Source organism: Rathayibacter agropyri (genome assembly GCF_013249015.1).
In the GTDB taxonomy this organism is placed as follows: Bacteria; Actinomycetota; Actinomycetes; order Actinomycetales; family Microbacteriaceae; genus Rathayibacter; species Rathayibacter agropyri.
In genome coordinates this window covers 151,902-173,994 of sequence record NZ_JABRPL010000003.1, presented here as the reverse complement: position 1 = coordinate 173,994, position 22,093 = coordinate 151,902, and the positions used below count along the sequence as shown (strand labels likewise).

Sequence of the window (22,093 nt, the reverse complement as noted above, 5' to 3'; positions counted from 1 at the left end):
GAGGATAGACGTCCTCCGTGCGGCCCTGGGAATGTGCGATTCGCAGGGGATTCGGCCCCCGCCATCTCGCCCGGGCGGAGGAGATCGATCTCACGCGCGAAAGTCCTGCGAATCGCACCCCGGTCCTTCGGAGTTAACTGCGGGCAGCAGGCGAGGCCAGCCCGGCGGCGGCGACGAGTGCGAGCACCAGGAACAGCGCGTTGAGCAGGCCGAAGTGCTGACCCAGGAAGCCGATCGACGGCGGTCCGACGAGGAACGCCACGTAGCCGAGCATGGCGACCGCGCTGACGCGGGCGGCCGAGTGCGGCCCCTCCGCCGCGGCCGACATCCCCACGGGGAAGCCGAGCGAGCAGCCCAGCCCCCAGGCGATCGCTCCGACGATGACGAGAGCGTCGACCGGGCCGAGGATGAACAGCAGGATGCCGACGACGGCGAGCAGGGCGGACGCGCGCAGCACTGGCACGCGCCCGAAGCGGTCGAGCACGGGGCCGCCAATGACGCGGCCGACGGTCATCGCCGCCACGAAGACGCCGAAGACCACGGCGGCGGTCGTCTTGTCGGCGCCGTGCCCGTCGACCATCGCGAGGGTCAGCCAGTCGTTCGCCGAGCCCTCCGCGAAGGCCATGCCGAGCATGATCAGGCCGATCAGGACGAGTCGACCGTCGCGCCACACGCCGAGGGAGGCGGCTATGCGCTGACGAACCGGCGGCCTCACCGCGCCGACGGTGTCAAGCTCCCTCCGGGCGGGAACGAAGCGGATCGCGACGAGCGCGGTCACGGCCATGACCACGGCGATCGCACCGAGGTGCGCCGCCACGCTCACGTGGAGAGCGGAAGCACCCGCGCCGAGGAGCGCGCCCGCGACGGTCCCCAGGCTGAAGAAGGCGTGGAAGAGCGGGAGCAGGGTCTTGCCGAAGGCCGCTTCGTTGGCCGCACCCTCGACGTTCATCATCACGTCCACGGCGCCGTTGCCGAAGCCGAGCATCGCCATGCCGGTGAAGGCGACCGGGAGGATGCCCACCACGTCGGCTCCGATGCCGAGCACGGTCAGGCCGGCCGCTGACACGGTGAGGCCGAGCACCATCCCGCGCCGGGGTCCGACCGCGCCCATGATCGGCGTCGAGAGGCCGAGGCCGACGATCGCGCCGATCGACATCGAGAGGATCAGCAGGCCGACGTCGGAGGTGGAGAGCCGGAGTTCGTCGCGGATGGCCGGAGTCCGCGAGACCCAGGTGGCGATCGAGATTCCGCTGAGGACGAAGATCGTGAAGACGGCGTTGCGCCAGGCGATGAGCTGCGGGTGCGTGAGCGCGGAGGTCGAGGTCATGCCGGTTCTCCTGGTACGGGCGGGATCCGGGCGGCGGCGGCGGATCGAGGAGCGTGGTCGAATCGATTCGAAGCGAGCCGGTCTAAGCTATCCGGAACCCCGGGGACGGTCAACCGAGAGCCCCGACGAGGAGGAACGTGGAACCCCGCAAGAGCCCCCGTCCGACACTCGCCCGCGTCGCCAGCCTGGCCAAAGTCTCGCCCTCGACCGCCTCGCTCGTGTTCAGCGGCGCCGGACCGGTCTCGGAGTCGACGAAGGAGCGGGTACTTCGCGCGGCGGCCGAGCTCGAGTACGCAGGGCCCGACCCGCGGGCGCGCTCACTCCGCCGCGGACGCTCCGGGATTGTCGGAGTGGTGGTCGATGAGCGGCTGCTGCACGCCTTCCGCGATCCGATCAAGATCGCCATGCTCGACGGCATCGCGGATGTGCTCGGCGGGATCGACGCGGGCATCCTGCTGCTCACCGAGACGGAGGACGGAGCCGGGCTGCTCGCGACCGCGCCGGTCGACGCGATGATTCTGATCGGGTGCAGCCCCTCGGTCGATGACTCCATTGCCGTGCTGCGCCGTCGAGGAGTGCCGGTGGTAGTGGTCGAGGGCGTGTCGGCGCTCGGCGGCGCAGTGATCTCGCTCGACAATCGCGAGGCGAGCCGCACCCTGGCCGAACACCTGCGCGAGCTGGGGCACGAGCGCGTCGCCGCGGTGTCGCTTCCGTTCGCGAAGGATCGCCGGCGCGGGCCGATCCCGGCCGAGTGGCGCTCGAGCCCGAGCGTCACTCCGGTCGACCGCCTCCTTGGCGTGCAGGACGTGTACCCCGATGTGCAGGTGGTGGCCGCCGCGGCGAGCACGGTCGAGGAGGGAGTCGTGGCGGGCCGGGCGCTGCTCGACGTCGCCCAGCCGCCGACGGCCGTCGTGGCACAGAGCGACCTGCTCGCGGCGGGTGTGATCCTGGCCGCGGAGGAGCGAGGGCTGCGCGTGCCGGGGGATCTCTCGGTGGTCGGCTTCGACGGGGTGCAGGTGCCGGGCCTCGCCGCCGAGTACGACCTGACGACGATGGCGCAGCCCGCGGTCGAGAAGGGGCGCGCGGCGGGCCGGGCCGCGGTGGCGCTCCTCGCTGAGGAGGAGGCAGTGGCTGTCTGCTTCGAAGCGGTGTTCCACCGCGGCAACACGAGTGCGCCGCCGCGCTGAGCCGGACCTGTCCCCAGGATCATCCACAGCCTCGCGCAGGGTCAGCGGAGCCAGACGTCGCTGCGAACCCGGAGTCCGAGCGTCAGCGCCCGAGCGCCGAGGTAGCCCACGGCGAAGGCGAGCCACAGCGCCAGCAGCCGCGATTCGGTCGGCGCGGCCGGTGCGAGCAGTGCCAGCGGTGCGAAGACGGCGAGGTTCACCAGGCCGCTGAGCGCGAGGTAGCGGCCGTCACCGGCGCCGATCAGCACTCCGTCAAGCACGAAGACGAAGCCGCCGAGCGGAGCCGTCAGGCCGACCACCGCGATGGCCGCTGGCAGCAGGCGCAGCACCTCCGGATCGCTAGAGAAGATTGACGGCAGGACACCGCTCAGCGAGACGACGACGGCGCCGAGCGCAACTCCCGTGCCAATTCCCCAGGTCACGCAGCGTTTCGTGACCGCGCGAGCCCGCTCGTGGTCGCCCTCACCGAGGAGCCTGCCGAGCAGCGCCTGCGCGGCGATTGCCACCGCGTCGAGCGCGAAGGCCACCGTCGAGAACAGCGTCATCGCCACCTGAAACGCGCCGAGTTCCTCCGCACCGAGGGAGGTGGCGATCGCCACGGCGAGCAGGATCGCCGCGCGCAGACTCGCGGTGCGCAGCAGCATCCACCCGCCTGAGCCGGCAGAGGAGGCGAGGCCCGCAAGGTGGGGGCGCAGCGGCGCGCCGACCCTCCGCGCGAGGCGCAGTGCGACTCCCGCGTAGGCCGCGAGCATTGCCCACTGGGCGATCACCGTTCCCAGCGCCGATCCGGTTATCCCCAGGCCGGCTGGATAGATGAGCAGGGCGTTCAGTGCGGCGTTCAGCGCGAATCCGCCGGCCGCGATCACGAGCGGTGTGCGGGTGTCTTGGAAGCCGCGGAGCAGACCGGTGAGGGCGAACACGCCGAGCATGGCGGGGATCCCGGCCATGCTCACCGCGAGGTAGTGCGTGCCGGCCTCGGCGACCGCCGGTTCCGCTGGGAAGAGCGCGATGACGGCGGGAGCGGTGAGAGCGCCGACGAGGGCGATGACTGCTCCGAGTAGCAGGGCCAGCCAGCCACCGTCGATCCCCGCGGCGACCGCGCGGCGCTCGTCGCCCTCGCCGAGCGCCCGCCCGACCCGCGGGGTCGTGCTGTAGGCGAGGAACACCATCAGCCCGACGATGGTCTGGAGCACGGCGCCGCCGAGAGCGAGCCCCGCCAGCGGCACCGCGCCCAGATGGCCCACGAGAGCGGAGTCGGTCAGCAGGAACAGCGGCTCGGCGACGAGCGCCCCGAGCGCCGGCACCGCGAGCCGCAGGATGCTGCGGTCGAGGTCGGAGGTCACCGCACGACGCTACCGCCCCTGCCCGCCCCCGGCCCCTGCTCAGGGACCCTCAACGGTCCGGGGTTCCCTGGGTGGGACGCCGGCGGCGGGTGACGGAGGGCGGCGAAGGGGGGTGGCCTAGGTCGTCTTGACCGCGTTGTCGCCGTGGTTGCCGATGACCTCGTAGGCCGTGCTGCCGACGGCGCGGACTGGGTTCACGTTCATGTGGCCCGTCGCCCACTGGTTGCCGAGCACCGAGACGGCCCGGGCATTGACCGCTTCGACGCAGTGGGTCCAGCCCGCGCCCTGGTCCTCGCAGGCGAAGATGTTGCCGGTGATGCTGAACCCGACCGTGCGCGCGGTCGGCGAGACGCCCAGGATCTGGATCGCCGGGTACGTGTTCGCCGCGGCCTTGCCTCCGTTGCTGATCGCGTTGCCGACGACCTGGACCTGCGCGAGGTCCTCGCTCAGCCACGGCGGCATCGTGTAGACGAGGGACTGGCGCCGGGCTCCCTCCATGATGTTGTTCGCGATCGTGATCCGCCGGTTGCCGCGCAGCTCGATGTTGACCTGCGGCGATCCGTCGAGGTGGTTGCCGAGGATGCGCAGCGGGCCGCCCTCGACCGAGATGTCGGCCTCGCTCGCTCCGACGTTGTTCTCGACGATCCAGGAGTCGATCATCCGGTAGCTCGCCCAGATGCCGGTGCCGGTGCACTGGTCGATGCTGCAGCGCTGGATGCGGTTGAGCAGGCCGAGGTCGCCAAACGTGCCGTCGTTCAGGCGCATGCCGAATCCGGTCCAGCCGTAGAGCTGGAGGGAGTCGAGCACGGTCTTGTCGAGGTGCGCCGAGATGCAGGGGGCGCCGCGGCCGTCCGCGTCGAGGATCAGATTGTCCAGGCGGCACGAGGTGAAGGCGCCCGAGACGACCGGTGCGTTCGTGAGCGAGCGGATGCGGGTCGAGAGTTCGCCCGCGCCGCGAAACGCGATACTCGCCAGGCCCGTTGCCCGGCCGATCGAGCCGGCGATGCGGTAGATGCCCCGCGGGAAGTAGACGACGCCGCCGAAGGACGCGACTGCGGCGTTGATCGTGGCGTTGATCGCGGGCAGGTCGTCCGTGCTGCCGTCACCGGTCGCGCCGAAATCCTGCACGTTGTAGACCAGTTCGCCCTTGGCGACGGGGCGCTCGCCGGAGTCGGTACGCACTGCCTCCGGAAGCTGCGCGACGGGAACGAGCGAGCTGGCGTCGAGACCGGCGACGCCCCGGGCGGAGCCAATGTCGGAGCGGAGGAGCGGGTCATCGGAGGTGGGGGAGACGAGCGTCGCGCTGAGGGGAGTGGCGAAGAGACCGCGGCGGGTGAGCTCAGCGGTCATTTCTGCGAAAAGGGGCATGCGCTTACAGTCGACCGCGGGAGTGGCGAGCGCACCCCTCCGGACGGGGGTGTTGCCGCGGTAGCGATCGTCGGCGGGGGCGGGTCTCACGGCGTGCCCTGCCCGAACCGTCCCAGAGCTAGGGCCCCGCAGGGTGATCGAGGAGCCGCGAAGCGGCTCGTGCAGCGGGGGCCGAGTGGTCGCGGATGGGGGTGTGGCTGGCGGTCGAAGCCCGGTGCGCGAGTGCTCGTGGGGCGGGGGATCCGAGCCGCACGGTCCTCGATCAGCCCGGGGGTGCCGCTCGGGCGGAAGGAGCGCGCGATCTGGACTCGGGCGCCTAGCATGCAGACATGCAGCGTTCGCATGGACTGGGGCTCCTCGACGTCGCGATCGCGGGCCTGCTCGGGCTGTTCGCTCTCGCGGTGATCGCGCGAGCGACGGCGCTGCTGATCATCGATCCGCCGGTGAGCTGGTCGTTCGTCATTGCGTTCGGCACGGCCGTGGCTCTCACCGCCGCTCTGCGCATCCCTCTTGGCCGCCGCTCCGGGATGCCGACCGCCGGCCTGAGCGTCACCCTCCTGGTGATCGTGGCGCCCGGCGCCGATCCGCTGCGGCTCCTGGGCATCCTGACCGCGGCGACCCTCATCACACAGCTCGTGCAGACCCGCAACGTCGCGGTCGGCGGCTATGTGACCGGCCTTGGCTCCCTCGCCGCGCTTGCCCACATGCAGGTGCTCGCCGCGCTGGAGACGCTGGTGCCCGCTCCGCTCGCGCTGCTCCCCGCGACCGCCATGTTCCTCCTGATCATGCTCAGCGTCGATCTGCTCCGTCAGCGCGGGCGGTGGAGCATGGACTGGACGCCCGGGTTCGACGCGCTGGTGCTGCGCCGAGTGGCGCTCTACTTCGGGATCCTGTGGCTGCTCGCGGTCGTGATCCGCTTCCTCGACCGCACGGTTGTTCCGGCGATGGCGGTGGATCCGTCGCTCGAGCAGAGCCCGATCGTGGTGCTCGTCGTCGCGGCCCTGGTGTTCAGCGTCGCCAAGCGGCTGGAGGTGTACCGCGTCCGCCGCCGCCTGGCCGGGGTGCTCGACGCCGCGCTCGAGCTGCCCTGGGGAGGCGTCGCCCAGGCCGAGAGCACGCTCCTCGCGCACGCCCGCACGAGCATCGAGGCCGACGACATCGTCATGCGCGACGAGCCCGCTTCCGGGACCGAAATCGGCTCGGAAATGCTGCTGCCCGACGGCCGCATTCGCCACGTCGTTGCCTCCAAGCGCGTTAGTGCCGTGCCATTCGGGATCGAGGAAGAGCGGGTCCTCGACGCCCTCGCGCACATGGGCGCCGACACGCTGCGCGCCCGCGACGACGTGGAGTCGCTGCGCCGCTGGGTCGACCGCGATGCGCTGACCGGCCTGCCCAATCAGCGGGCGTTCCGGGCGGCGCTCGCCGAGGCCAACCGCGACAGGCCTCCGCTCGAGGGGATCGCGGTGCTGTTCCTTGATCTCGACGACTTCAAGAATCTCAACGACGGTCGTGGCCACCATGTCGGCGACAAGATGCTGCGCCTGGTCGGGAAGCGCCTGGGCGAGGCGACGGCCGAGGTTGGCGGCTTCGCGGCGCGGATCGGCGGCGACGAGTTCGTGTTCATCCTGCGCGGACTGCGCTCGGCGACGGATGCGCGCACGCAGGCGCAGGCGCTGATCGAGAGGGTGAGCACCGCGGGAGTGGTCGAGGGCGACACGCTGGTGCCGGTACTGAGCTGCGGAGTGGCGTTCTCGGCGCACGAGGAGCCGGACCCGTCACTGATCGTGATCGAGGCCGACCGCAGCATGCTCGCGCTCAAGCGCAGCCGCGGCGGAAACGGCCGGGAGCGCTCGAGCGCGATCGATGTCACGTCGGTCGTCACCGATCCGATCAGGGAGGCGGCGGTGCGGGCCGTGCGCGAGCACACCCTGGATGTCGCGTACCAGCCGATCGTCGATGTGCGCACTGGATCCATCTGGGCGTTCGAGGCGCTCGTGCGCCTCGAGGATCCGGTCGTCGGGCGCGTGGATCCGCCCCTGCTGATCGAGCATGTGCGGGATCTCGGTCTGCTTGACGAGCTGACCGTTCAGGTTGTGGAGCAGGCGATGGGCGCGGCCGAGAGCTTCCGCGCTACCGCGCCAGCCGTGACGTGCATGAGCGTGAATGTGGACCTCGAGCAGCTCCGTGCCGATCGGCTCGGAGGCTATCTGGCCGAGCTGCCCGGGCGATTCCCGCAGTTGCGTCTGTGCGTGGAGCTGAACGAGCGTTCGCTCGACGCGGCGGACGACGCTCTGCGTGCGCAGGCGCGGCGGTTACGCGAGGCGGGCCTGCTGATCGCGCTCGACGACTACGGAGCTCGGGGCACCTCCGCCTCCGCCGTCGTCACTTTCCCGCTCGACATCCTCAAGCTCGACCGCAGCCTGATCGAGGATCTGGGGAACGTGCACGCCCGCGAGCTTGTGCGCGCTCTGCAGTCCTTCGCGGATGCGGTCGGGGTGCGGGCCATTGTCGAGGGCGCCGAGGACGAGGCGACGATCGAGCTGCTCAAGGAGCTGGGAGTGACGGATGTGCAGGGGTACTTCTACGGCCGACCCGTCACCCGGAAGGGGGCCGAGTATCGTCTGCTCACGACCGGATCGATCGCGGTCATTCCCTAGAATGACGCGAGAACGGGCGTTCCCCAATGCACCGACGGGGACCAGTGCGACCGTTCGACATCTCGACACCCGAGCCCCGTCCCAGCGGATGCTCACCTCCGCTGATCGGATCGACAGCCCCATGCCCTCCTCCCTCCTGCACCGGCGTGTTCCGCACTGGCGCTTTCCGCACTGGCGCCTTCCGCATCGGCGCCTCCTGGCCGCTGTCCTGGCGCCGGCGCTGTGCCTCGGACTCGCGCTCGGTGCCGCCGCTCCGGCCGCCGCCGTCGACATCGTCGACCCGGTGACAGGAGCGGTCGTGCAGGGAGCCTCGACCGACGCCGCGATCACCGTGACGGCAGGAGCGCCGTTGCAGTACCTGACCGTTCCGATTGCCGAGGGCGTCACTCCGACCCGCGTCCTCGCCTCGCTGGCGACGGATGCCCCAGTGCAGGGCTCGCTCGTCGTGGTTGTCGCCGGCCGCACCGTGCAGACCGTCGATGCCTCGGCCCAGACCCTCGACCTGCCCATCCAGCAGGGCGACGTGGTCGACGGCGCGCTGGCGATCGGCTTTCAGCTCACCGGCGCCTCCGCTGCGACCGGCGCGCTCTGCGAGGTGGTCGGACGTGCGCTCACCGTCTCCGACGTCGCGGTGCTCAGCGATGGCACTCCAACCGCCCCGACCACCGTGGGTGGCTTCTTCCCCGACGCGGTGTCGGCCGTCTCGATCCTGGTGCCCGACGGTGCAGGCGACGCTCTGCGCGCCGCCGGGCTCTCGGCGGCTGCCTCGCTCGCCTCCCGCTACCCGGCGGGCACGAGCATCACGGTCTCGGAGGAGGGCGCGACCGGCGGACGCCCGCAGCTCGACGCCGCCACCGGACGCGTCGTCCGCTTCACTGCGGGCGAGGGCACCGTGGTCTCGGGGATCGCGCAGAACGGCGGAGTCCCCGAACTCACGCTGACCGGCGCGGAGGGTGACCTTGCCGCGGCCGGAGCGGCGCTTGGCAGCGAGTTTGCCGGCCTCGCGTCGAGCGCCAGCACGACCGGGTTGTCGCAGAAGGTGATCCCATCGAGTTCGCTCGAGCACACCCTGGCCGACTTCGGTGCCGACCGGATCGCGCTCGGCAGTGCCGGTGCGTCGACCAGCTACACCACGATCACGCAATCGGCGTTCGGCGGTCCGGTCTCGACGGTTAAGGTCCACCTCGTCGGCACACATTCCGCGATACCCGCGGGGATCACCGCGACCGCGAACGTGTACTGGAACGACTTCCTGATCGGCTCAACCGTGCTCGGCGGTGACACCGCGGTCGACATGCAGCTCACGGTGCCGACCGGTCAGCTCGCCTCCTCGAACGGCCTGACGGTGCGGCTCTCGGCCGTGCGCGACGGCAACGGGCAGTGCATCGGCTCGGCCGACGCCGTGCCGATCGAGTTCTTCGTGGACGGAGCGGGCTCCACCGTGACGGGCGTCCGCGGCGAGTCGGCGGCTCCGGGCTTTGGCCGGTTCCCGCAGGCATTCGGCGGCGAACTCGCTGTGGCGTTCGGCGGATCGGCGAGCGGCTCCGACGCGCTACGCAGCGCGGGCGACCTGGTGACGGCGCTGCAACGCGTCGACTCCCGGCCGCTCGCCGTCTCGGTGGTCGCGGTCAACGACTTCCTCGACTCCGACAGCTCGGGCCTCGTCGTCGGCGCGGGCGCAGACGAGGCGGAGGCGCTGCGCTCGCCACTGCGCCTCGCCTCCTTCACGGCCATCGACTCCTCCCGCATGGAGTACGGAGTCGGCACCGAGGCGCCCTACGCGGCGCTCGAGGCGTTCACGGCCGCCGGACGCGACGTCGTCCTCCTCGGGGGCTGGAGCCCGGACGGCGCGTCCTCGTCCGAGCTGCAAACCTCCGTCGCCGCCTGGGCCGCCACCGAGGGCTGGACCTCGCTCGCGGGCGACCTGGCCGTCTCGGGCAGTGCCGATGCCGATCCGGTGCAGATCACCAGTAACGAGATCACCCCGCAGGCCGAGGTCAAGGACGACTACTCCGCCTACGCGATCTGGTTTGTCGTCGCCGTTGTCGTGCTCGGCCTGCTGATCCTGCTGGGCTGGCTGCTGCGCCGCCGCCGCTCGCGTCGCGTCGCGGCCTACGTCGATGCGCAGGAGCGCGCGGCTGGGGCCCCGGGGACCGAGGCTGCCGGCGCGGCCGGCCCCGTCACTCCGATCGACCCCGCCACCCCTGACGACCGACGCCCGGCCCACTGAGCGCCGTGACCGGTACGCTCACCACCCCCGCCCACCGGCGCATCCCCGCGCCCGCGCCGATGCCGTGGTGGCGGCAGGCGTGGGAGAGCCTCGGCCGGCCCGTCACCGGCCGCCAGGTGCCCGGCACGGTCGTGGTGCTGGTCGTCGCGCTGCTGGTCGGCTTCGTCGCGTGCCTGGTCACCACGTCCTCCGGCATCAACCTCGCCTACGCCGACACGCAGAGCCACCTCGCTATCTCGCGGCGCATCATCGACTCGAAATCTCCCGGATTCACGCAGCTCGGCACCGTCTGGCTGCCCATCCCGAGCCTCGTACTCATTCCGTTCGCGCAGTCTCTCTGGCTCTGGCACACGGGCTGGGCGGCCGGGCTGCTCGGGATGATCTGCCTGGCCGGCACCGCGTGCGGCGTCTACCGGATCTCGGCACGCGTCGGGCACCTCCGCGCCGGCCGAATCACCGCCGTCCTGCTCGTGCTGGCGAATCCGGGTATTCTCTACTCTTTCTCCACCGCCATGACGGAGCCGGTGCTCATCGTGACGATGGTCGCCTGCTTCTCGGGTCTGGCGCACTGGGTGACCAGCCGCCGCAGCCTGAGCGCGGGCGAAATGATGGTGTTCTCTGGCCTGCCTGCCGCAGCCGCGACTCTCTCGCGCTACGAGGGCTGGGTGCTCGTCTTCGGCGGGACCGTCGTCGTGCTGATCGTCGCGTGGCGGCGCAAGCGCTCCTTCTTCTACGCGGTCAAGATGGCGTGCGCGTTCGGGATCCTGCCGCTGGTCGCCATCGTCTGGTGGCTCGTCTACAACTTCGCCGTCTACTCCAACCCGCTCGAATTCATGAACGGGCAGTACTCGGCGGCGAACCTCCAGAAGGCGGTCGCGGATGCCGGACTGCTCGCCTACCAGGGCAATGCGGGTCTGACGCTCTGGACCTACAACTGGGCAGTGCTCGAGACCTCGGGCCTCGTCACCGTCGCGCTCGGGCTCGCGGGGGCGCTCGTGCTGGCCTGGCGGCGCGGGATCTCGGACGACGCCCTCGTGATCTGGCTGATGATCGTCTCGTACGCCTTCTCGCTCCTGAGCCTCTACCTCGGCCAGACGCACATGAACAATGACCACACCCTGCCGACCAACTGGTGGAACAACCGCTATGCCCTCTCGGTGCTACCGTTCCTCGCCGTGCTCGCAGCCGTGCTGGTCGATGCGCTGCGGCGCCTTCCGCGGGTCGGAGTCGGCGCGCTCGGCCTGGTGCTTGTGCTGCTCGGCGCGCAGACGGCCTGGTGGGCGCAGAACCTCGACCGCAACGCGGTCATCGCCGAGGCCAGCGGCTATGTGCAGTTGAAGGAGGCATCCGGAGCCACCGCGGCGGCGCGCTTCCTCGGTGAGCACTACGACGGCGGGGGCGTGCTGATGGATGAGAGCGCCGCGGGTAACGCGCTCCTCCCCGAGATCGGCATTCCGCTGGCCGAGTACTACAACCGCTCGACCGGCGAGCTCTTCGACGAAGCCCTTGCCGATCCCGCGACCCACGCAAAGTGGGTCTTCGTGACCACCGCCGACGCTCCCGAGCTGAGCGAGACCGGCGTCGCCGACCTCGTCTACGACTCCCTCACTCGCGACTCCACCTTCGACACCCGCTACCGGCCGGTGTTCGAGCAGGGCATCTACGTCGTCTACGAGCGGCTGGGAGGCTGAGCATGGCCCAGACGCGCACGGGCCGAGTCGGCGAGATCCTCCTCGACCGCGGGCTCATCACGAGGGAACAGCTCGATGACGCGCTGCGCCGCCAGGCCAAGGAGGGCGGGCTGCTAGGCCGGCATCTCATCCTCGACGCGGCGATCACCCGCCGCGAGATGTACGACGCTCTCGCGCAGCAGTGGGATGCGCCGATCGTCGACCTGATCGCCGAGCCGCCCGAGGCCGAGCTGCTCGCCCGCGGAGGCGCCGAGACGCTGGTCGACGCCGGCTGGGTGCCCTGGCGGGTGCTCCCCGACGGGACCGGAGTGATCGCCACCTCCGTGCCGCCGACCCCGGCGGTGCTCGCCGAGGCGCGCGCAATGCTCGGCGTCGAGCGGGTGACGGTACGCACCACCACCGACTGGGACATCTTCCGCGCGGTGGAGAGCGCCTGCCGGTCGGCGCTGCTGTTCGGCGCGGCCGACGCGCTGGCGGTCGAGAGCGGCGACGAGTCGGCGAAAGCGGGCCTACGCCGCTGGCAGGTCGTCACTCCGCTCGTCGTCGCGGCGATCGTGGTCGGAGGCGCCGTGCTGGCGCCGAGCCTCACCTTCGTGATCGTGCTCGCGGCCGCTAACCTGCTCTTCCTGATGAACATCGCGTTCAAGGCCCTGGCCGGTCTGCGCGCGCCGCTGAATCGGAGTTCGGTGACGGCGTGGGAGGAGGAGGTTGCGATCGAGCGCGGCCGTCGCGGCCTCCCCGCGCACCTTCCGCGTATGACCGACGACGAGCTGCCGATCTACACGATCCTCGTCCCGGCGTACAAGGAGGCCAACATCATCAGCAAGCTGCTGGTGAACCTCGGCGCCCTCGACTATCCGAAAGCCAAGCTCGAGGTCCTCGTGCTGCTCGAGGCCGACGACGAGGAGACCATCGCGGCGGTGCGGCGGATGAGCCCGCCCGAGTATGTGCGAATGGTCATCGTGCCGCCGGGCGGACCGCAGACCAAGCCGCGCGCCTGCAACTACGGGCTCAGCTTCGCCCGCGGCGAGTTCGTGGTGATCTACGACGCCGAGGACCGGCCGGACCCCGACCAGCTCCGCAAGTGCGTGCGGCTGTTCCGCGAGGACGCGTTCGAGCGCGAGTTCGTCGATCCGTCACAGAAGCAGCTCGTCTGCCTGCAGGGCGCGCTGAGTTACTTCAACGCCGACTACAACGTGCTCACCCGGATGTTCGCCGTCGAGTACGCCCACTGGTTCGGTGCGATGCTGCCTGGCCTCGACCAGTCGCACCTCCCGATCCCGCTGGGCGGCACCTCGAACCACTTCGACACTCGTGTGCTGCGCAAACTCGGTGCCTGGGACCCGTACAACGTGACCGAGGACGCCGACCTCGGCCTGCGCGTCGCCGCGCACGGCTACCGGGTGGGCGTTGTCGACTCGAACACATGGGAGGAGGCGTGCGCGGAGGTCCCCGCGTGGATCCGCCAGCGCACCCGCTGGATCAAGGGCTACATGATGACCGCGGGCGTCAACACGCGGCATCCGATCCGCTGGTTTAAGGTCAACGGCATCCTCGGCTCGCTGAGCCTGGTGGCGCTGATCATGGGAACTCCGGTGGCGTTCCTGCTCTATCCGCTGGTGCTGGGATTCACGGTGGTCACCTACATCGGGGTGCAGTTCCTCGGGCTCGACATTCCGGAGTGGCTGATCATCGCGGGCACCACGAACATGCTGTTCTCGAACGCACTGATGATCGTGGTGTCCGGGATCGCGGCGTGGAAGCGCTACAACTGGCGCATCGCCGCCTTCGCGTTGCTGAACCCCATCTACTGGGTGCTGCACTCGATCTCGGCCTGGCGGGCCGCCTGGCAGATCGTTTTCAGTCCGCACAAGTGGGAGAAGACGCCGCACGGTCTTACGGAGGAGTACGAGGACTCGACGATTGGCGCCCCTGCCTGACGGATGCCGAGTTGGCGGACCGGCATCCCATCGTGTAGCCGGAGATGCTGCATGATGTGTCGCACAGCCGCGCATGGCTTTCTCACGAGAGTTCGTGAGTGGTGAGGAGCAACGCCTGGTCCCGCCCGGAGAGCGCCCTGCACAACGGTCGAGAACAACGGCGTCAGCACACCGCCGAAGGAACATAATAGAAGCTCGCTACTGAGGAGTAGTTATGATCAAGACACTATCATCCACTGCCATGTTGTGGATCGGCGTGATCGGAATACTACTAGCGATCATCTTCGGTGTGATCGTGCCGATCTGGATTTCCCCATACCAGCCGAACGGCTCCCCTACCATTAGCCAGATCCTCGCGACCATCCCGGTCCTCAGTCACATCGCGGAAGGGATTGGATACAGTTTCATCGCGGGCGCGTTCGTAGTTCGTCGTTATGAAGAGTGGGCGACTGTCGACGCTCGACGATCCGTACACTTTATTGGCCGGGCGGCGCGAAAAGACGACGACTAGAGCCTCTGCAGAGTGATGCAAGCAATGAGGCGACGCGAAGCAATGGTTACTAACCTTGTCTGCTGCAAAACCCCTTAATCTGCGCATCATACTTCGTCAGTGCGGCAATTAATAGTAAATTATTGTCTCGAACCGCTTCTGCGCCGTCTCTCAGTGAGCTGGACGCGACCGAACTGACGAGCGCCTGCATGCCCGTGTAGTTGTCAAAGTACTGCTGAAGACCGGCCGTCTCGCCACTGCGCAGAACTTGTCTGGTTACATCGTAAACAAGAGAAGAGCACAAAGCTATGTTCGCTTCGCTCTCGGTAGGCTGTTCGACCGTCGGTATGTCTACTTGCGGTCCGCTCGCTCGAAACTCCCCAAGGAGAGTGCTGAGCGTTGATGCGGGACCTGTTGCGAACCAATCATCTCCGTAGATGAGCTGATTGTCGTTCGTGACGAGTTCCGACCAGTCGTCTATCATCTTGGCAGTCGCATCGTGTCGGTCGTACACACGGATAACTACCCCTGCTCCGGATTCAGGTAAGCAGTATAATCCCGCTGCGGAGCCCCAGTAGTCAGGGTCGCCCCCTATCGTATGCGGGTTGACGCAGGCAGGGTTATTCGCGATGCCCTCGAGATCATCGACCGTCAAGTCCTCCTTGCCACTCCCGAGCGAAGTGCAGCTGACCAGCGCAGAGGCAGCAAGGAGGCTGCCGAGCGACAGGCAAAGCAGCCTCCGCACAGTTGCTCGTCTCACTTCCAGCGGACGTATCCGATCGTTCCGGGCGCGTTTACATGCCCCCTAATCTTGGCCACGGTCGCGCGATTACCGATGAGAGCGTGTACCGAGCCGGAGCCACCGCAACCTGCCGCGTACCACACTGGCATAGTGACGCTCTGGCTTGCTGAGTATCCCCGTCCCTGGACACACGACGGTCCGCTGTTCCAGCCGTGCATATCCTGGTACCAGTTATAGCCCCACCGCGCGGTCGAGTCGAAGCCGATGATGGAACATCCATTAGTTGAATCGACCCAGCCTGATGCGTTGACAAACGAAGCATTTCGGTAACTGCACCCAGCGGCGGCCGACTTCACGGCTTGCGTCGATGTGGCGCGTGAGGACTTGGCCTCATACGCAGGGCCGTTATCGAGGACCTGAACCGTCTCGCCATTCGCGCCGAACACGACAGTAGTCTCGGAATTGAGTACCGCCTTGTCTGCGATCACGACGCCGTGCTTCGCTGCGAGATACTGGGACACCGATTCGCTGCCTGATCCCTCCGGCATCCCCGTGGCCTGTACCGGCGAAGACGTGAATATGAGTGCTACCGCTAGAATCGCGGCCCCGGTCATTCTGATGTGAATTCGCATGTGCCCCCCAATGTGCATATGGACTACGTCAACCTTGGTGATGTAAGATGCCATCACCTGATCAGCGAGAGTCGCCCCCGTCCTTGCACAAGCAGCGAACCATGGATGGGATCAGCTTGTCAAGTAGCTTTTCGGCGACTAGGGTGGTCGACGTGGTGCACATAGTCTTTTGGCTGCTCTTCTGTGTCGGCGTGATTGCACGCATAGTTAGGACTCTTGTTCGTGGCAGACGTGGCGAGCTGAGACGAGACGTTGCGCGGCCTCTTGCAGATGCCGGGGCAGTGCAGTCGAGTGTCTACGGGTGGCCGCCGGCTGCGAAGGCGCTTGCTGATGAAAGTGCAGCTGCCGTCGAGGATGAGAGAAACACGAGCCAGTCGCGACAAGAAGAACGATTCTAGTTCTGCCGCCTCGGAGTGCCGCCTGGCGGAACTGCTGCAGCTTGTCTGCCCGACCGGGCAGCTTCGGCGGGACCGAGCCCGGGGTGTAGGGACTGAGGATCATCGGGGTCTCGCCCTCACGTTGTTATACATCGGCCCGAAGTATAGCAACGCCGCGCGGTGAACGATCTCGAACTGCCCAGTCGACTCGCTCGAGACGGGTCAGACGTTATCCGTCGCGCTCGACGTACGGGACCGTTGTTCTACCCGGGAGGCCATGAGGTGGGACTGAGCGACACATGCCCAACACCAGAGTCGTAAATTGGTCGAAAAAGCGACGCTCGAGCCTTTCCGCAGATCGTTTTCAGTCCGCACAAGTGGGAGAAGACGCCGCACGGTCTCACGGAGGAGTACGAGGACTCGACGATTGGCGCCCCTGCGTGACGCGTCCTGTTCGTCACCAAGGTTGAGAGTGCTGGGACGCGGCTTTCGGGCGGCTGATGTCGCTCCTGACCTTGATTGCGAACGCTCGGAGCTGCTGAGCAGGGTCATCGCGACGAGCGTGACGCGCTTGAAGCCTCAAATGTTCAGGCGGTTGAACACCGGCGCCGGGAGCAGCTTGATCACGGTCATGATCACGCGCCACTTCGCCGGAGCGTAGGCGACGGCACGCCCGGAAGCGAGGGCCGCCGCCACGTCACGCGCGACCGACTCGACTGGGGCGAGCGAGCCGCCCGACTGCTTGATGTGCGCGGTCATCGGAGTATCGGTTGGGCCGGGCTTGATCAGCACCACCGAGAGGCGCGAACCGGCGAGCCGGTGCTGTAGACCCTGGGCGAAACGCTCCACCAGGCCCTTCGCGGATCCGTACACGTAGTTCGTCTTGCGGCCGCGATCACCCGCCACCGAGCCGAGGACGCCGATCGTGCCGGACGGGAGCGCATTCGCGTACGCCTCCAACCACAGCGCCACAGAAACGCCGGTGACCATGAGTACGTCCCGGGCGACGGCGAGATCGGCGGAGGCCTCCTCCTGCGACGTCATCGCGCCGTGCGCGATCAGCACGGTATCGGGCGCCCCGCCCTTGAGCGAGGAGGCGACCACCGCCGAAATCGCCGCCGGATCGGTCAGGTCGACGGCTGAGACCGCGAGCGCCGCGGCGGGGAACCGCGCACGAAGGTCGGCGGCCAGCGCCTCCAGCCGGGCGGAGTCGCGGCCGACGAGCAAGGCCGAGCGCGCACCCGTAGCCAGCCACAGGCGGAGGGTGTGCTCGGCGATAGCGGAGGTCGCTCCGACGACGACGATCTTCGAGGGGGTTCCAGTGCTCACGTCAGCTCCCAAGGACCCGGCGGGAGAAGCCGGAGGAGATCCCCGGGTCGCGCTGGGCGGTGAAGTCGGCGAGGCGCGGATATCCGGCCTCGAACATCTCGCGCGACATCCGCGCATCCTTGGCGGGATACAGCCGCCCGCCGGCGTCTAGCACCAGCGCGTCAAGCCGCTCGAAGAGGGGCAGCGCCGCCGGGGTGTTCGGGAAGTCGAGCGCGAAGCAGACGCCGGGCGCGGGGAAGCTCAGCATCCCGGGCGACTCGAGTGCGCCGAACGTCTTCAGGACCCCGAGGAATGAGCCGGTGCCCGAGGCTGCGATCAGCGCGAGCATGTCGCGGGTCGTTTCGAGCGCCCCCTCCCACGGCACGACGCTCTGATACTGGTAGAAGCCGCGTGGCCCGTACATCCCGTTCCAGCCCTCGATTGTGTCGAGCGGGTAGTAGAACTGCTCGTAATGCTGCACAGAACGGCCGGCGCGGGTCGCCTTCAGACGGTAGTAGGCGCGGTTCAGCAGCGGCAGGGTCGCGCGGTTGACCACCGAGACGGGGAACGTGAACGGCACCCGCAGTGAGCCGGCACGACGCGGAGGCAGCGCGGGAGCGGCGGTGCTGTCGGCGCGGGAGTACACGCCGCGACGACCACCCCCCGTGGTCACGTCAATCCACGCCACTGTGTGCTCGAAGACGTCCATCGACTCGTTCACTAGCCCGAGGTACTCCTCGAGTGTCTGGAACGGCACGTCCTCGGCGACGAGCCACGGCCCGGGCACTCGCGCGAGCGTCAACTCGACCTCGACGATCAGCCCGGTGAGGCCGAGGCCGCCCACGGTCGCGTCGAAGAGGTCGGACCCGGGGATGCAGCGGGTCGAGGAGCCGTCGGTGCGCAGGAGTGTGAACGAGACGAGGTGGCGGCCCAGGGTGCCGGCGGAGGCGTGATTCTTGCCGTGAACGTCGTTGGCGATCGCGCCGCCCAGGGTCGCGTTCTTCGTGCCGGGAGTGACGGGGAGCATCCAGCCACGCGGCGCGAACACCGCCTGCACGTCCTTGAGCAGCACGCCCGGCTCAGCGCGCAGGATGCCGGTCTCCTCGTCGAAGCCGAGCAGCCGGTCGAAGCCGCTGAGGTCCCAGAGCACGCCGCCGCCGTTGAGAGCGACATCGCCATAGCTGCGACCCACTCCGTGCGCGATGCCGCCGTCTCCGTGGGCGAGCGCCGCCTGCGCCTGCTCCGCGCTCGTGATCGCGACGACGCGGTGCTCGTCGCGCGAGAGCAGGCCCCAGGCGGACACGGCGGCGCTCATGCGTGCTCCTCTCGCGGCGGTCGGAAGGTGATGGTCTTATCGAGCTGGTATTTGGCGGCGTAGCCGATGGCGAGGCCGATGACGGCGCCGGTGTAGCGGGCGACGTCGGTGCGGAACAAGAGATCGAAGCCGAACTCGAAGCCCCAGAAGACGAGCGTGGTCACGCCGCTCATCACCCCGTAGAGGAGGAACGTCCGCACACCGTGCGCCGTGTCAATCGTCTCGTGTCGGAAGATGTAGCGCTTGTCAAGGAGGTACTTTGTTACTACCCCCGTCAGGGTGCCAGCGAGGACCGCGATCACCGTCGCCCAGTCGCCGTCCAGGGCCAGCTCGACGAGCATCTGCGTCCCCAGATTCACCGCCGTTGCAAGGATCGCGAATGCGATGTACAGACCGGTCGTCCTCATCCGAACTCCCCTGGGGCTTCGCGGCGACGAACGGCGTGAGATCGACGCGTTCCACGACGATTGTAGGTTGAGTCCGTTCTCCCCGTTCCGTCCGCCTCGGCCGCCTCGGCCGCGTTCTCCGAGAGAGAGACGCCGTGAACTCCGCTCGTGCGCTGGTCGTCGCCCTGCGACCGCGTCAATGGCTGAAGAATGTGCTCGTGCTCGCCGCGCCGGTCGCCTCGGCGCGCATCTTCGAGCCCGAGATCCTCGCCTCGAGCCTGATCGCCATCGTGGCATTCAGCCTCGCCTCCTCCGGCGGCTACCTGCTCAACGACCTGCTTGACGTCGAGTCCGACCGCCTGCACCCGAAGAAGCGCTTCCGCCCCATCGCCTCGGGCGCGCTGCCCCTCCGCGCGGCATGGGTGGCGGCCGTCGTGCTGATGCTCGCGCCGGTGCTCGTGACGTTCGTGGCCGGATTCACGTGGTTCGCCGCCACGCTCGCCGGCTACCTCGTGATGCAAATCGCCTACTGCATCTGGCTGAAGGAGGAGCCGGTGATCGACATCCTGGTCGTGGCCGGTGGTTTCGTGCTCCGCGCGATCTCGGGCGCCGCGGTCGCTGACATCCCGCTGACACAGTGGTTCCTGCTCGCCGTCTCGTCCGGCTCCCTCTTCATGGTCGCGGGCAAACGCTACTCGGAGAAGCTGCAGAGCGAGGGGCACGAGGGAGCCCACACCCGCGCCACGCTGAAGGTGTACACGCAGGGCTACCTGCGCTTCGTGTGGTCGGTCGCCGCCTCCCTGACGATGATCTCCTACGCGCTCTGGGCGCTGTTCATCAACGGCGAGAATTCGCTGGTGTCGATCGCGTCGGTCGTGCCATTCGGAGCGGCGCTGTTCCTGTACGCGCTCGACATCGAGCGTGGGCGCGCCGCGGCGCCCGAGGAACTCGTGCTCGGCAATCTGCGGCTGCTGATCTGCGGAGCGCTGTGGGCGGCGCTGTTCGTCGTGGCGATCGTCACGCGCACGCCTGTCGCGTGAGGCGCTGGGACCGCCGGACGCGCTCGCAACCGAGGTTCAGAGACTCGTGACGGCTTGTTCACCGCCGGAAACAAGCAGCTGACCTTGGTTGCGAGCACCGGGACCTCAGCCCTCGTCGCTCCTGGACCGCCGGTCGAGGAACCGCGTGAGGCCGAGGAGCAGCGCGATCGTGCCGAACGCGGCGATGATCAGCGCGAAGACGGTGCCTGGTTCGAGGGCGAGCCCGCGGTCGACCACTGCCGCGCGTAGTACCGGGTCGGCCGAGATCGCGAGCAGACCGGCGGAGGCGGCGATCGCCACCAGTCCGTAAAGGACTGCGCCGACGCGGATCCGCGGACGCGGGGCGGTGGGAGTGGTCTGCATGGTCATCGTGCGGCTCCTGTTGTGGTGTCGGATGCGGGAGTGGCGTCGGGCGCCGGAGTGGCGTCGGGCGCCGGGGTGGCGTCGGGCGCCGGAGTGGCGTCGCTACCACCGTCGGGCGCGGAGGCCCGAGTGGAGCCGTAGACGTTGATCGAGCCGCTCTCCTGCGTGATGCGCACCACGAACGGCGTCGCGGTCGGATCGCCGAATGTCTGCGTCCACATCGTCCGTCCGTCGAGCGTGCTGACCTCGCGCGGCGCCTCGGTCTTGCCGCTGTCGGGGTCGATGACCCGAAGCCCGGTGTCTTCGGAGGTGGTCTCGATCCGCACCGCCGTCCCCTGCATCGCCTCGACCGTGACGACGCCGACGCCGATCCAGAGATCGAGCTCGCCGTTGCGCTCGAAGCCGGGAACGACCCGCACGTGCAGGTCGCTCGCCAGAAGCGTCGAGTACCTCCCGGGCGTCCCGTTCGAGAAGGTGTAGGTTCCCCCCAGCACCGGCAGGAGCGTGCGATCGGTCGGGAGGAGCGCCGACGAGGTCGCCGTCAGCAGCGCGACCACGGAGAACGCGATCAGCATGACCGCCCGCCGCTTCAACAGTGCGGCGAGCACGATCACGGCGCCGAGCACCAGCGCGGCGGTAGCGAATCCGACGACGGTTGCCGTCGGTCCGGAGGCGGTCAGCGAGACGAGCGCACCGGTGAGGGCTGCCGCGCCGATCGCGAGCAGCGTGAGGCTCGCCCGCAGTCGCGGATTCGCGGCCCGGCGCAGGCGCCGCCGCTCCAGGCGGGCCGCGGTGATGGCGGCGGCGGCACGGTGCGCCTCCTCCGCACGGGCGCGGGCTGTCTCGTGGGCCGACACGCTCTGCTGGGCGCGGAACGCCTCCCTCTCGGCGCGCCACGCCGCCTGACGCTCCCGCCATTCGGCGAGGGCCTCGGGGGAGGAGGGGCGCGCATCCTGCGGAGCGAGCGGCTCGGTCGGCTGCGCCGCGACGGTGGCGGGAGGTGGCGCGCTCGACCGCCCGCTGCGGCGCACAATCCAGATCACGAACGCCACGATCAGAGCCAGCACGCCCGACGACCACAGCGTGCGGCCCGTCATCGGCGACCAGGGGATCGCTCCCGTGTACGCCCCGCCGAGTGACCAAAAGCCCTGCGCCATCGGCAGCATCGAGGCGAGTACCAGCGCGCCGATCGCGGCGTGGATGCGGTCGAAGGAGCCGCGTAGCAGCCGCTCGACCGGCAGCGCGCCGTCCTGGTCGGGGAGCAGCAGCCAGGCCGCCGCGTAGAAGAGGAGCGCCGGCCCGCCGAGTACGGCGACGACGATCACGATGCCGCGCACGATCAGCGGATCGATCCCGAGGCGATCGGCGATCCCTGCGCAGACGCCGCCGATCCAGCCAGGTCGGCGTGGCAGATCGAGTCCGCGGAGCCAGAGTACGAAACGGTTCTCGGGAATCGGCGGCGGGGTTCCGGCGGAGGTGGGGGCCTCGGAGGTCGGACCCCCGGAGGTCGGACCGGTGGACGACGGCCCCTCCGACGCCGCACCGGAAGGCGTCGATCCACCGCTCACCGTGCCCTCCCGGACCCCGGTCGGCTCCTCCCGCGCACCACCCGTCTCCGTGGAGCCGCCGTCCGGTGGTGTCGTGCTCTCTGCTGTCATGCTGCGAGTCTCCCGTGAGGCGAGGACCCCGGACATCGG

General features: G+C 68.9%; 17 protein-coding genes. 7 read left to right on the top strand and 10 right to left on the bottom strand.

Going from position 1 to position 22,093, the window contains the following annotated elements:
• Positions 1 to 133: 133 nt before the first annotated feature.
• The gene (locus HRF29_RS09525; RefSeq protein ID WP_173248182.1) at positions 134 to 1,327 is read right to left on the bottom strand and encodes an MFS transporter; all 1,194 of its coding nucleotides are present in this window, start codon (positions 1,325 to 1,327) and stop codon (positions 134 to 136) included.
• 137 nt (positions 1,328 to 1,464) lie between these two features.
• Between HRF29_RS09525 and HRF29_RS15345 the strand changes: the two genes are divergently transcribed.
• Entirely contained in the window at positions 1,465 to 2,514 is a 1,050-nt protein-coding gene (locus HRF29_RS15345; RefSeq protein WP_173248180.1) for a substrate-binding domain-containing protein, read from the top strand.
• 41 nt (positions 2,515 to 2,555) lie between these two features.
• Here HRF29_RS15345 and HRF29_RS09515 read toward each other — a convergent pair whose 3' ends face one another.
• Positions 2,556 to 3,857, bottom strand: a complete 1,302-nt coding sequence (locus tag HRF29_RS09515; RefSeq protein WP_343043708.1) for an MATE family efflux transporter — start codon at positions 3,855 to 3,857, stop codon at positions 2,556 to 2,558.
• Positions 3,858 to 3,974: 117 nt separating this feature from the next.
• Positions 3,975 to 5,225: a glycosyl hydrolase family 28-related protein gene (locus tag HRF29_RS09510; protein ID WP_173248178.1), complete on the bottom strand. Its 1,251-nt coding sequence runs from the start codon at positions 5,223 to 5,225 to the stop codon at positions 3,975 to 3,977.
• Positions 5,226 to 5,554: 329 nt separating this feature from the next.
• On the opposite strand from HRF29_RS09510, the gene HRF29_RS09505 reads away from it, so the two are divergent.
• From HRF29_RS09505 to HRF29_RS09485, 5 genes are all read left to right on the top strand, one after another.
• Entirely contained in the window at positions 5,555 to 7,882 is a 2,328-nt protein-coding gene (locus tag HRF29_RS09505) for a bifunctional diguanylate cyclase/phosphodiesterase (protein ID WP_173248176.1), read from the top strand.
• Between the two features lie 121 nt (positions 7,883 to 8,003).
• The gene (locus tag HRF29_RS09500) at positions 8,004 to 10,112 is read left to right on the top strand and encodes a hypothetical protein (RefSeq protein ID WP_173248174.1); all 2,109 of its coding nucleotides are present in this window, start codon (positions 8,004 to 8,006) and stop codon (positions 10,110 to 10,112) included.
• A gap of 5 nt (positions 10,113 to 10,117) precedes the next feature.
• Positions 10,118 to 11,803 (top strand): ArnT family glycosyltransferase, encoded by a 1,686-nt coding sequence (locus HRF29_RS09495; protein ID WP_173248171.1) that lies wholly within the window; start codon positions 10,118 to 10,120, stop codon positions 11,801 to 11,803.
• A gap of 2 nt (positions 11,804 to 11,805) precedes the next feature.
• Positions 11,806 to 13,743, top strand: a complete 1,938-nt coding sequence (locus HRF29_RS09490) for a glycosyltransferase (protein WP_173248169.1) — start codon at positions 11,806 to 11,808, stop codon at positions 13,741 to 13,743.
• 214 nt (positions 13,744 to 13,957) lie between these two features.
• Complete coding sequence (locus tag HRF29_RS09485; protein ID WP_173248167.1) at positions 13,958 to 14,254, top strand: hypothetical protein; 297 nt, start codon at positions 13,958 to 13,960, stop codon at positions 14,252 to 14,254.
• 49 nt (positions 14,255 to 14,303) lie between these two features.
• Here HRF29_RS09485 and HRF29_RS09480 read toward each other — a convergent pair whose 3' ends face one another.
• The 5 genes from HRF29_RS09480 to HRF29_RS09460 all read right to left on the bottom strand — a co-directional run bounded on the left by HRF29_RS09480 (position 14,304) and on the right by HRF29_RS09460 (position 19,014).
• Entirely contained in the window at positions 14,304 to 14,888 is a 585-nt protein-coding gene (locus HRF29_RS09480; RefSeq protein WP_173248165.1) for a hypothetical protein, read from the bottom strand.
• A 101-nt stretch (positions 14,889 to 14,989) separates the two neighbouring features.
• On the bottom strand, positions 14,990 to 15,661 hold the full coding sequence (locus HRF29_RS09475; RefSeq protein ID WP_173248163.1) for a hypothetical protein: 672 nt from the start codon (positions 15,659 to 15,661) through the stop codon (positions 14,990 to 14,992).
• A gap of 902 nt (positions 15,662 to 16,563) precedes the next feature.
• On the bottom strand, positions 16,564 to 17,313 hold the full coding sequence (locus HRF29_RS09470; RefSeq protein ID WP_222929634.1) for an SDR family NAD(P)-dependent oxidoreductase: 750 nt from the start codon (positions 17,311 to 17,313) through the stop codon (positions 16,564 to 16,566).
• A 1-nt stretch (position 17,314) separates the two neighbouring features.
• Entirely contained in the window at positions 17,315 to 18,607 is a 1,293-nt protein-coding gene (locus HRF29_RS09465; RefSeq protein WP_173248159.1) for an FAD-binding oxidoreductase, read from the bottom strand.
• On the bottom strand, positions 18,604 to 19,014 hold the full coding sequence (locus HRF29_RS09460) for a GtrA family protein (RefSeq protein ID WP_173248157.1): 411 nt from the start codon (positions 19,012 to 19,014) through the stop codon (positions 18,604 to 18,606). Before HRF29_RS09460 ends, HRF29_RS09465 begins: the two co-directional genes overlap by 4 nt.
• 134 nt (positions 19,015 to 19,148) lie before the next feature.
• Here HRF29_RS09460 and HRF29_RS09455 point away from each other — a divergent pair, with 134 nt between their 5' ends.
• Positions 19,149 to 20,033 carry a decaprenyl-phosphate phosphoribosyltransferase gene (locus tag HRF29_RS09455; RefSeq protein WP_173248156.1) on the top strand — a complete coding sequence of 295 codons (885 nt, stop codon included), beginning with the start codon at positions 19,149 to 19,151 and terminating at the stop codon, positions 20,031 to 20,033.
• Between the two features lie 105 nt (positions 20,034 to 20,138).
• On the opposite strand, the gene HRF29_RS09450 is transcribed toward HRF29_RS09455, so the two are convergent.
• Positions 20,139 to 20,402, bottom strand: coding sequence for a hypothetical protein (locus tag HRF29_RS09450; protein ID WP_173248154.1), 264 nt, complete (start codon positions 20,400 to 20,402; stop codon positions 20,139 to 20,141).
• Positions 20,399 to 22,054, bottom strand: a complete 1,656-nt coding sequence (locus tag HRF29_RS09445; protein WP_173248152.1) for a PspC domain-containing protein — start codon at positions 22,052 to 22,054, stop codon at positions 20,399 to 20,401. Before HRF29_RS09445 ends, HRF29_RS09450 begins: the two co-directional genes overlap by 4 nt.
• Positions 22,055 to 22,093 lie beyond the last annotated feature (39 nt).

Coding starts and splice junctions, on each gene's coding strand:
- HRF29_RS09525 (WP_173248182.1), bottom strand. CDS start 1,327: ATGACCTCGACCTCCGCGCTCACGCACCCGCAGCTCATCGCCTGGCGC.
- HRF29_RS09510 (WP_173248178.1), bottom strand. CDS start 5,225: ATGCCCCTTTTCGCAGAAATGACCGCTGAGCTCACCCGCCGCGGTCTC.
- HRF29_RS09505 (WP_173248176.1), top strand. CDS start 5,555: ATGCAGCGTTCGCATGGACTGGGGCTCCTCGACGTCGCGATCGCGGGC.
- HRF29_RS09500 (WP_173248174.1), top strand. CDS start 8,004: ATGCCCTCCTCCCTCCTGCACCGGCGTGTTCCGCACTGGCGCTTTCCG.
- HRF29_RS09490 (WP_173248169.1), top strand. CDS start 11,806: ATGGCCCAGACGCGCACGGGCCGAGTCGGCGAGATCCTCCTCGACCGC.
- HRF29_RS09485 (WP_173248167.1), top strand. CDS start 13,958: ATGATCAAGACACTATCATCCACTGCCATGTTGTGGATCGGCGTGATC.
- HRF29_RS09475 (WP_173248163.1), bottom strand. CDS start 15,661: ATGGCATCTTACATCACCAAGGTTGACGTAGTCCATATGCACATTGGG.
- HRF29_RS09465 (WP_173248159.1), bottom strand. CDS start 18,607: ATGAGCGCCGCCGTGTCCGCCTGGGGCCTGCTCTCGCGCGACGAGCAC.
- HRF29_RS09460 (WP_173248157.1), bottom strand. CDS start 19,014: ATGAGGACGACCGGTCTGTACATCGCATTCGCGATCCTTGCAACGGCG.
- HRF29_RS09450 (WP_173248154.1), bottom strand. CDS start 20,402: ATGACCATGCAGACCACTCCCACCGCCCCGCGTCCGCGGATCCGCGTC.
- HRF29_RS09445 (WP_173248152.1), bottom strand. CDS start 22,054: ATGACAGCAGAGAGCACGACACCACCGGACGGCGGCTCCACGGAGACG.